We start from the raw sequence: 10,838 nt of genomic DNA on the forward strand, positions 1-10,838 counted from the left end.
TCGAGCAGACCCGAGGCCAGCACGGGGCCGTCGCTCCATGCCAGATCGCTGTCGACCGCAGGATCGCGGGTCTGCAGCACGAGTTCGATCCGGTTGCGGCCGCTTTCCCCGGGCTGACCCAGCACCGGAAGAAAGGAAATGCCGAGGTATTCCGATTCCATGGGGAATTGCATCGGGCCATGCGCGGGCACCACGCCACGCAGCGTGAAGGCCAGCTTGCCGCGCTGCCGGTCAAACACCGCGCGGCGGCGCGGCAATACTTGCGCGAATTCGGCCAGCACCACCCGCGAGAGTTTGGCCGAATCGATGGCGTGGGGCTGATAGCGCGCCAGCGCCAGCCGCACGAACGGCATGTAGCTGCGGCCGGGGTCCAATTCAATGTCGCAGTACCACCGCGCGCGCGCGTCGTCCCAGTGGACCCGGTGGCCCACCACACGCACTTTGCTGGCGGGAAGCTCCTGCAGGAATACGTCTTCGTCCAGGACGCGCGCCGCGAAGTCGGCCACGCGCGTCCGGTGCGCGGGAGGCGGGGCGTCCCATAGCGGGTCCATGCCCCATTGCGTGACCAGGGGCGTCATCTCTTCGGGAACATCCGTGAAGTTCTTGCCGTCTCCGTAAATCACCACGCCCAGCAACTCGCCGTCGCCTGACGAGAACCAGGGGCGCTCCAGCCATACCCGCAGCCCGTTGCCAAGGCGGGTGCTGTCCAGCCTGGCGGCGCTGGCGGTTTGCTGCCATCGGAACGTTGGCAACACATACATCAGGTTCGGCGCAGCGGGTGGCGCGCTGGCGAGCACGACGGTGTTCAGCGCCGCACCGCTTTGCGTCAGCACCGGGGCGCCCGGGTCCGTGTCGGCGCCCGTCAGGACCAACGGGCCCTGCGCGATGGGCCCCAGCCGCGTGACCTTGTCCGTCTGGCCGTACAACGCAGGCGGCAGGTACTCCCGAAAACGCGTCGTGGCGCGCAGCCGGTACCGGATCAGCCGATATCGGGTATCGCCGAATTCATGGCGGTTGCCGGGAGCGCGCTGCTTGCCGGGTCCTTGCAGCTGTTCGGCCACGGCGTTGCTCAGGCTGAAGAGGTTCGGATAATTCTCGGCCAACGGAATCTCGGCCAGCACGCCGTGCCCGTCCAGGCGTTCCGGGCGCGGCTTGGCGACATCGTCCTGCCATTCCTGCCAATCGGCCTCGATTTCGATCTTGCCGGTGGTGGGCCCGTGCAGCCGCACGCGCGCTTGCAGGTCGGCAAACGGCGCACCGGGCTCTCGTTGCAGTTCGTCCGTCAGCAGCAACACGGGTTCGCACACCGGCTGCTGGGTGGCGTGGACCAGGACCAACGGGCGGTAGGGGGTGAGCATCCAGCAATTGCCCAGCACCGCCGCCATTTGCAGCGCCTTGCGGTTGGCGTCGCCGCTGACCCAGTCGGACAGGCCGAAGGTGTCGAGCACGCCATGGTGCACAAAGCTGGAATAGCGCAGCCGCGCGATCATTCCCTTGGGCAGGAAGAAGGTCAGGACGCGTTTGTCCTTGTCCCACTTGGGCGCGCCATCGTCTGGATAACTTTCCGCGCAGGGGGGATCCGTCAGCGTGGCGGCGCGCTCGGCAAGCGCGATGCGCAGCCCGACGGTATCAGGCCACTGGCCGGCGTAGGTCACCAGCAGCACCCATTCTCCGGACGGGGCGGCCAGCACCACGGCGCCTTCGCCCAGCACCATCGGCCCGGTGACGCCGGGCAGGGTGTGGCCGGGTTGTGCGCGCAGCGAAATCCCCCAGGCCGCGACATCCGGCAGGTAAGGGGTGCGTACCTGGGCTTCGCGATGGATCACGTACTGGCCGGCAGCCAGCCGTTCGCCGGTGGGTTCGTCCGGGCTGGGCGGGCGCGGCGGCAATTGGTCGGTCGTGGCCACGCCGGCCAACGCCTCCGGCGTCACCAGTTCGACGTCGGCGCCGGGCAGTTTGTCGAACAGCGTACCGGTGTCGCGCGCGGAGATCTCGTAGGCCTTCTTGATGCCGTCCGCGTCGCTGAACATGGCATCGAACAGCCCATGCGTTTCGCACTGCAATTGCGATGATTTGGGCGGCACCACGTGGCGTTCGTTCACGGCGCGGTAGTCGAAATCCGTCGAGGCGGCCGACGCGTTCACGAAGTCGGGGCTGGACAGATAGGTCTGGGGATCCTGGCCGCGGTTGCTGCGGATCACCAGGCGTTCCAGCGATTCCCCTTCGCTGGTGCGGGCGCGGTGCGACAACGCAGGCGGGTCGACAGGTTCGAAGCGCCAGTAGGTTACGGGCTGAGTGACGTTGCCATCCTTTTCCAGCGAGGGGTCGTCCCATGCCAGGCTGTTGCCGGCCAGATCCACCAGCCGCGCACGCAAGCGGTAGGGCATGCCATAGCGCAGGCGGGGCAGGCTGCCTTTGACGGCGCTGAATGTCACGGCCAGGCCATTGCCGCCGGCGCTGGCCGTGTCGGGCACGGATTCGGGATGTTCACCTTGCACGCCGCTGGCGGGGTCGGTCCGATCGCGCAGCGTGCGCCCGGGACGCGGGGCGACCAGGCTCCAACCGGTCCAGCGGAACAGTGATTCGTGCAGGTAATGGTCATCGGGATCGGCGCCGCCGCCGGTGGCCGACGCGCCTTTCACATAGCCCTCGTCGTCCGGAAACGTCAGGTCCGGACCGCCGTCGGTGCAGCGGTACGCGCCATGGCGTCGGCACAGCGATTGCCAACGTTGCGGGTCGTTGGGCGGATAGGGCTGCACATCCACGCGATAGCCGCGCAGCAGGTCTTCGGTGTAGAGCACGATGCTGCCGGGTTCGCCGGACAGGGCCGCGTTTTTCAAGGCCGCCGACGCCGCGTTTTGAGCGACTTCTCGCGCACGGTCGCGCCGTGACACGCCCAGGCCGGCAGATCGCAGCGCGGCCACGGGTTGCTTGTCGCCGGTGGTATAGGTGACTTCGCCGTCTGCCCCGCGTTCCAGGCTGCGGCCGATCAGGTTCTGCGCAGTCAGCACGAAATTCACGGTCTTCAGCGCGGCTCCATCCGGGTCGACCTGATAGACGTCGAACTGCGGATTTCGCGGTTCGCGCGTGTCCCAACGGTCATCGGCCATCCGTAGCCTGAGCATGCCGCGTTCGTGGTCCGGACTGCGCGAGCGGGCGATGAAACGTTCGGCGTCGCCGGCCCACGCCGTGGCAGCAAACGTGTGGCCGCCAGCCGGTGCGCCGTCGCCGCGCAGCATCAGCCAAAAGAGGCCTTGGGCGCCAGGTCCGGCCGCCAGCCGCTGGTCCAGCGGCGAGTCCGGCGGCAGCACGCAATCGATCACCAGGCCCAGCTGACGTAGCAAAGCGGGGTACTCGCCATATGACGCGACGATGGCATGAAAATCCATGTCCGGCTGCTTCGGCGCGGGCGGCACGTGCTTGCCGTCCGGGCGCAAGATTTCGCGTTGCTTGGCGGTGGGCGGATCGCGACGATAGAAGCGGTTCGCCTGGAACAGCGTGTACTCGCCTTGCGTGCGCCAGTTCTCCATCAGGCTTTCATCCACGCCCTGGTGGTTCCGGTCCTGCCATCTGCCGGGCAAGGCGCGCAAGGGAAATGTCGGGCCGGGTCGGGCGTTGCCGTCGGCGTCTGCGCCGGGGCCGGCCGTCTGGCCCGGGTAGACACTGCGCTTGCCGTACACCAGCTCCCGCAACACGCGTTCAATGCCGCCGCCGCGCTCGTCGAAGAACCGATCGAATCCCGTGTTCTTGAAATTCTCGCCGTCGTCCCGTTCCCGGACAGGGGTGCCGCAGGCGGTCAGAAAGGTCCGCAACGCGGGATGGGCGTTGCGCCAGGGAAGCAGCGTGGGATGCGTGGTAGTGGATTCCACCGCCAGGCGTCCGTAGTGTTCGCGGACCAGACCGAGTACGCCCGCCACGGAATACGACAGCAGATTGACCTGGCTCATGTCGCGGAACTCGAAGCCCGTCACCGGCGTGGTCTTCGGCAGCAGCCGCATCCACAGCGCCGAGTCCGCTTGCGGCAGGATCTGCAGGTCGATCTTGTCGGCGCCGGTGTTCAGGACAAACCCGAGGCCGCCGAGCGTCGCGGGCCAATCGGCCCAATCCGCGAAGGCGCCCAGTTCCTGCTCGGCGGCGGTTTCCGGCGTCAGCCTGGGCGACGCCACGACGGATACCCGCAGTTGTCCGGCGAACTCGCCGTCGGGCACGCGCCCGTTCGGAATGACGGTCCATAGAAGGGTCTGCTTGGCCATGGGGAAATCCTCAGGCAAAGGCTTCGGCGTATTCACGCCAGGCGTAGCGGCTGGTCGTGCTGATCAGCGCCAGTTCTTCGTCCAATGGCAGTTCAGGGTTCGGACCCATCAGGTCGCGGAAGCCCGGGTCGCCATTGGCGCCGGCAAACTTGCGTTCGCAACTGATCTGGACGCTTTTCGAGAACATGAAGATCTCGATCTCGATGGTCAGGGTGGCGCGTCCGGCGCACTTGCCGCTTTCGAATTCGTAGCGCAGTTCCAGATACAGCTCGATGGAGACGCTGACAAGGCCCAGCACACTGACGTAACCGCCCATGCGGAAGTAGCCGGCCAGCGAGCAGGCGTTCTTTTCCATGCGGAAGTAGATGCCCGCCATGACATGCACGCCGCCGGAGGCCACGCCCAGGTTCACCGAAACGCTGGCGCCGAACTCGAAGGCGGCCTCCATGATCTGAACCCCCTTGGGGTCCAGCGTGACGCCGAAGAATCCGCCGCCGCCGAACAGGCATACCGACAGATTGAAGGGTTGTTCGCGCGTGCAGAAGTTGAAGCGGACCGACAGGGGCTGGCCGATGAACGGCACGGTGAACCCCGCGCCCAGGCTCAAGTTGGACAGGTTGAAGACGCCGATGGCGATCGCCGGCAGCGCGACGTTGTAGCCGGCGTCGATCCCCTGCGGCGTGATGTCCAGATGCGGCGGGTCGGAAAAGCCGTCCAGCGGGATCAGATCGCGCAAGGTCTCCACGAAGGACAGCGGCCCGACGAATTTGATGTCGGTCAGCACCACGTCCACGTCCATCTTCGAGGCGGTGTCGACACGGAACTCGATCTTCTCGAAGTTCAGTTCCATGAAGCTGGCGGGAGCGATCAGCACCAGATCGAAACTCTTGAGCGAGCAGACAACAGACAGTCTCGGCGCGCTTTGCCCGTTCTTGCGCACCTTGGCTTCGACAGCCACGCGAAACCCCTGGGGATCGTTGGCGCGAAACAGCGGCGGCCCGCCGGGTTCCAACGCCCAGTTCTTGATCAGCGGATTCCAGTCGAAGCGCAACGTCAGTTCGTCGCCCGTCAGCATGGCCAGCAGTTCGGTACTGGCCAGCACGGCGTCGACGGCAGTCGTTAGCGCCTGCAAGGCGGTGGACAACAACTGCCGCGGCGCGCCATCCAGCAGGGCCGACCCCGCGACGGTGGCGGCCAGCGCTTTCGCCGCCGCGGAGATGGCCTGCAGCCGCGGCGCGAGCGTGGCGGCATCCGAGAGGATCGCGCCCAACTGATCAGGGTCGCCCACCAGAGCGTGCAGCGCATCGTAGAGGGCTTTGCCTTGCGTCAGCAGCGCGGGCACCCCCCCCAGCGCGGTGATAAGGCCCTCGCCGACATTCGCTGCCTGCAGCAGCGATTGGCGATATCCCGACGGCAATGACGGACCGCCTGCCGGCGGCTGCGTCGCCGCGCGCAAGGCGTCGACCGCCGCCTGCGCGGCGGCCAGCGCGCCTGGCAATCCGGGCAGCGACGGCGTCGTGTCGAACGACTGGTCCGCAAGCAAGGCCGCCTGCGCGGCCACCGCGTCAAGCGCCGCCTTCAGTTGATCCACGCGCATGCGCGCATCCTGCACCAGGGGCCCGGCGTAGGCTTGCGCCTGCGCCTGCAAATCCGCCAGCGTGCCGCGCAGGGCCGTCAGCGCGCCTTGGCCGATGCGGCCCGGTTCCTGCGCCAGGCCCGCGACCAGCCCGTACAGCCTGCCGGCATCGTTGATGAGGCTTTCCAGTTGTGAGCAGGCTTCAGCGACGAAGCGCGGCACCTTGTCCGCTTGCCCCGCCACGTCGGTGACGGTGCTGATCACTTCTCCCAGCGGGATGCAGCCGAACAGCAAGGGCAAGGGCAGCCCGCCCGTGCCGGGGGAGAAGGCTTGCGCGGCATTGAAGGTGCCGCCGAGGAATTCGTCCGCGTTGCCGCTGACCGGCCCTGCCAGCCGGGACAGGGCGCTGGGGCGCAGGTTCGGCTGGACGAAGCCTCCGGCCCGGTCGCCCTGGGCCGAGAAATCCAATGATGCGCCGCCTTCGAGACCCGGCTCCGCGTCGATATCGCCGAAGACCTGGCCGGCGTTGCCCGCATCGAAACCGTTCGCCAGGTAATAGGCGTTCCAGCTGAGCGTGCTGGTCTTGGTGCTGCCGGTCAATTTGGCCAGTGCCGCAATGCGCAACGCCGCGCGCCGGACGTGCGGATAGAAGACGGGGCCGTTCAGATTGTCGCTGTACGCGCGCAGTTGCGCGTTGCCGGGGTCGACCACGGCATCGAACTCCAGCCACTCCGCTTGCGCGGCGGTGTCGCCGGCCTTTACGCTGGGCGCCAGCGTGATTTGCTGCTGCCGCATCGGCGCTTGGCGCATGGTTTGCGGCGCACTGCGCCAGGCTTTTTGCGCGAGTGCCGCAAACGCTTCGGCTTTGTCGTAAAGCGGGGTCAGCCAACGTCCGGTCTGCGTGCGGGGACAAGCATAGCCGCCGTCCATGAAGACCATGGGCAGGTCGAACTGCACGGTGCGGCCGTCGATGTCCGTGGCCGAGCACGCAAACCGGAAGGGCGTCTGGTTCACGTATGGCCAAAACAGCAATTGCTTGTCGACCGAGCTGTCGGCCGCCTCGGGCGAATCCAGGCTGGGTGTGACCGTCGTCAAAATGCGCACGCTGGTCAAGGGCATCTGCCTGTGCAGGAAGACGGTGCGGCCGCCGGCTTGCGTGGTGTAGGCCGGGTCGGCGTACACGCGTTCGCGTTCGCGTACGATGATGAACAGCCGCTGGCGCAGATAGGCGGGGTTGCCGGTCCGGTCGTGATGGAATTTGCGTTCACTGACCTTGATCAGCGATGCGCGATGGCCGAATGGATACAGCAGCCCTTTGTAGACCACGCGCACATAATGGTCCCGGCCCATGGCGCCTCGATGCGTCCATTCCTCCACGGACAGGCCCGGCGCGTCCCAGTTGCCACGCGAGTCCAGCCACGCGCCCAGCGAAGACAGCATCAGCAGCCGGGTGTCGATTGCTTGGGGCGTGTAGTCGGCAACCGAGAAGTTCGACGACAGGTGCGCGATTTGGAAACGGTCGAAATCGTCCATCGGCATGCGAAATGGAATGGTGCCCGGCCGGGGCAGGGACGTGTCCATGGGCACGGGGTAGGGAGCCTGCATGGGCTTTTCCGAGCCTTCCCCCGATAGCGCCCAGACGGCGCGGACGGTGCGCGCTGCGTCGGCGCCCGGCGGTTCGATGTCGGGGTCTGGCGACGGCGGAGCCAGCAGGCGCGAATGCCAGAGCTCGGTGTGAAGGGTATCGGGCGAGGTGGCGGGCGCTTTGGCGTGGCGCCAGCGCTCTTGCGCATACGGGCTGAGAATCAGCCGCCAGGGCAGCTCGATCGCGGTTTGTTGCGGGCCTGGCAAGGCGGGTCGAGGCCCGCGCGGTGCGGGGATGGCGATACTGCCCGCGCGTATCGCGGCGGAGGCGGTCGCTGCCGAGGGCAGGCGCAATGCGCGCAGTCCTGGACTGCCGCTGGCCTGCCGCAACAGCAATGCCGCGGCCGGCGCGCCGGGCTGCATCGCCAGGCGCAGGTTGCGCAAGGCGAAGCTGGCCAGCGCGGCGCGTTGCGCGGGGGGGAGTTTGGCGACGCGTTTGTTGAAGGGCTTGTCCAGCAGGTCGCGCAGGCTGAAGACCGGGCGGGGGGCGCTGGGTGTGGGGGCGCGCGCATTGGACGGCACGGCAAGGGGCAGCGACTCTATCGCGGCCAGCACGCCCTCCAGCGTGTACGGCACGTCAAAGCCGTCGGGGACCGTGAACGCCAGGCGGGATTCGCCCGCCATCCGCGCGCGCACCGGCGGCTTGGATGGCGCTTCTTCGCCGCCGCCTGCGGGTTCGGGCTTGTCCGGCGTGCCGTCGCGCGGGGGCGGCCGATTGGAGGTGCCCGGCGAGGCGGTGGCGAAGAACGTTTCTTCGGCAATCGACTGCGGCGGAAAGTGCACGATCAACGTCGCTGCGCCGCTGCCGCGCTTCTTCAACCTCGGCGGCTGGCCGGGCGTTACGCTCAGGTTGCGCAGCTCTATCCGCAGCGCCAGGAGATCGGCAGGGCGCAGCACGGGCTGGCCGGGACGCGAGCCGTCGAAGAAATTGCGGTTGGGGTCGGGGTTGAGGCTCGGTATGCCGGGCGGGATCCGGACGATGCCGCCGCCCAGTGCGGACGCGCCAGCTGTTGCCGTCTGGCGTCGGGTTGCCGTGCCCGCCGCGGAGGCAGGACGAGGCTTTCTGGTGACCATGCCAGTTCTCCTGCAAATAAGGAACAACGGAATTCAATCCCTGCTTGTCCTGCTACCTGCGAATCGAACTGCATTAGTGGCGGAAATCTATCCCCCTGCCGTGTTAGTGGTCAAGGCCGCGCGCAGCATGCATGGGCGCGTCGCGCGCCGGGGAATCGAGGGGGACGGATCTCGGGGCGAGCGGGGGAATCCCGGGCAGGATGTGGCCTTTGGGCGTAGGCGCCATCATGCAAGGACGCAGAGTTCAAGTGAACCCTCAACCTGAAGTCGTTACGTTTGCGCGGATGGATACCAACCGCCGGCGCGGTGGGGCGGGCCGGACGATCGGGATTATTTTTTGTTTGCATGCGTAACGGCCCCGGCCCCGAAATCGCATCCGGCGCGGCAGGGCGCCGCGCCGGCGCGGCGTCCGGTCAGGCAGCGGCCGGTTCCGCGGCCAGCGACGCCATGTCGATCACGAAGCGGTATTTCACGTCGTTCTTCAACAGTCGTTCGTAGGCGTCGTTGACCGACTGGATCGGCACGATCTCCACATCGCTGACGATGCCGTGTTCGGCGCAGAAGTCCATCATCTCTTGCGTTTCTTCCATGCCGCCGATGGCGGAACCCGCCAGCGACTTGCGGCCCATGATCAGGTTCGAGCCCGGGATCGGGTCCAGCGGCGTCAGCGCGCCCACCAGCGCCATCGTGCCGTTCAAGCCCAGCAACGCCATGTACGGGTTCACGTCGTGGCTGACGGGGACGGTGTTCAAGAGGAAGTCGAACGTGCCGGCGTGCGCGGCCATGGCCTCGGGGTCGCGCGAGACCAGCACTTCATCGGCGCCCAGGCGCTTGGCGTCACGCCCCTTGTCGGCCGACGTCGTGATCATCACGACGTGCGCGCCGAGCGCGCGGGCGAATTTCACGCCCATGTGCCCCAGGCCGCCCAGGCCGATGACGCCCACTTTCTGGCCCGGGCCCACCTTCCAATAGCGCAGCGGGGAATAGGTGGTGATGCCGGCGCAAAGCAGCGGAGCGACGGCCTTCAGGTCCAGCGTGTCGGACACTTTCACGACGAAGTGTTCGCGCACGACGATGCGGTCCGAGTAGCCGCCGAAGGTCAGCTGGTCGCTGCCGCGTTCGTGGTCGTTGTAGGTCAGCGTGGCGCCTTCTTCGCAGTATTGCTCCAGGTTGAGGCGGCAGGCCTTGCAGTGCAGGCAGGAGTCGACCATGCAGCCGACGCCGGCGTAGTCGCCCGCCTTGAACCTGGTGACGTTCTTGCCCACCTGGGTGACGCGGCCGACGATTTCGTGGCCCGGCACCATCGGATAGACGGAGTTGCCCCAATCGCCGCGCGCCTGGTGCAGGTCGGAATGGCAGATGCCGCTGTAGAGGATCTCGATCAGCACATCGTCGTCGCCGGGTTCGCGCCGGGTGAAACTGAACGGAACCAGGGGGGTATCGGTGCTGTGGGCGGCGTAGCCTCGGGCTTGGATCATGACGGTCTCGAATAAATTCTGTTGAGCAGGCGTTCACAATATTCCGGCGAAACCGAGGGATCAAGCTAGAATTTCCGCATGCTTTATTCGAAGGATTTGCATAATCGTGCTGCCCGATAACCTGTCGCACCTGGCCGCATTTTCCGCCGTGGCCCGTCACAGCAGTTTCCGCCGCGCCGGCGAGGAACTGGGTTTGTCGACCTCGGCGGTCAGCTACGCCATCCGCAGCCTGGAGGAGCGGCTGGGGGTGAATCTCTTCAACCGCACCACGCGCAGCGTGGCGCTGACCGACGCCGGCCAGCGCCTGGCCGAGCGCCTGCTGCCGGTGCTTAGCGACCTGGGCGACGCGCTCGAGGAAATGAACCACTTCCGCGGGGCGGCCTCCGGCACGTTGCGCATCAACACGTCGCGCGCGGCGTCCTACATGCTGCTCATGCCGTTTGCCGCGCGTTTCCTGGCAGCCTACCCGGACATCCGGCTGGAAATCGGTGAAGACGACAGCTTTGTCGATATCGTCGCATCGGGCTTCGACGCCGGCGTGCGGCTGCTGGAAGCCGTGCCGGAAGACATGGTGGCCGTGCCCATCGGCCCCAGTCTGCGCGCCGCGGTAGTGGCGTCGCCCGCGTATCTGCAAGGGCGCGAGATTCCTCGCCACCCCCACGACCTGATGCGGCACGAATGCGTGCGCTACCGCTTTGCCAGCGGCCGTTTCTACAAATGGGAATTCGAGAAAGACGGCGTGGCGATCGAGGTAGACGTCACGGGCCGCATCGCGCTAAGCGACGTGCATGCCGAGGTGCGCGCCGCGGTCGA

General features: G+C 67.0%; 4 protein-coding genes. 1 reads left to right on the forward strand and 3 read right to left on the reverse strand.

What is annotated here, in order from left to right; translation table 11 throughout:
- The 3 genes from ACO6D5_RS26690 to ACO6D5_RS26700 all read right to left on the reverse strand — a co-directional run.
- A partial coding sequence (locus ACO6D5_RS26690; protein WP_485827049.1) for a hypothetical protein occupies positions 1–4,253 on the reverse strand: 4,253 nt, incomplete at its 3' end.
- Between the two features lie 10 nt (positions 4,254–4,263).
- A complete protein-coding gene (locus ACO6D5_RS26695) occupies positions 4,264–8,547 on the reverse strand; it encodes a hypothetical protein (RefSeq protein ID WP_485827050.1) in 4,284 nt (1,427 codons plus the stop codon).
- A 413-nt stretch (positions 8,548–8,960) separates the two neighbouring features.
- Positions 8,961–10,025: an alcohol dehydrogenase catalytic domain-containing protein gene (locus ACO6D5_RS26700; protein ID WP_315844999.1), complete on the reverse strand. Its 1,065-nt coding sequence runs from the start codon at positions 10,023–10,025 to the stop codon at positions 8,961–8,963.
- A 106-nt stretch (positions 10,026–10,131) separates the two neighbouring features.
- Between ACO6D5_RS26700 and ACO6D5_RS26705 the strand changes: the two genes are divergently transcribed.
- On the forward strand, positions 10,132–10,838 hold a 707-nt coding region (locus tag ACO6D5_RS26705; protein WP_485827051.1), incomplete at its 3' end, for a LysR family transcriptional regulator.

The organism is Achromobacter sp. (genome assembly GCF_057314935.1).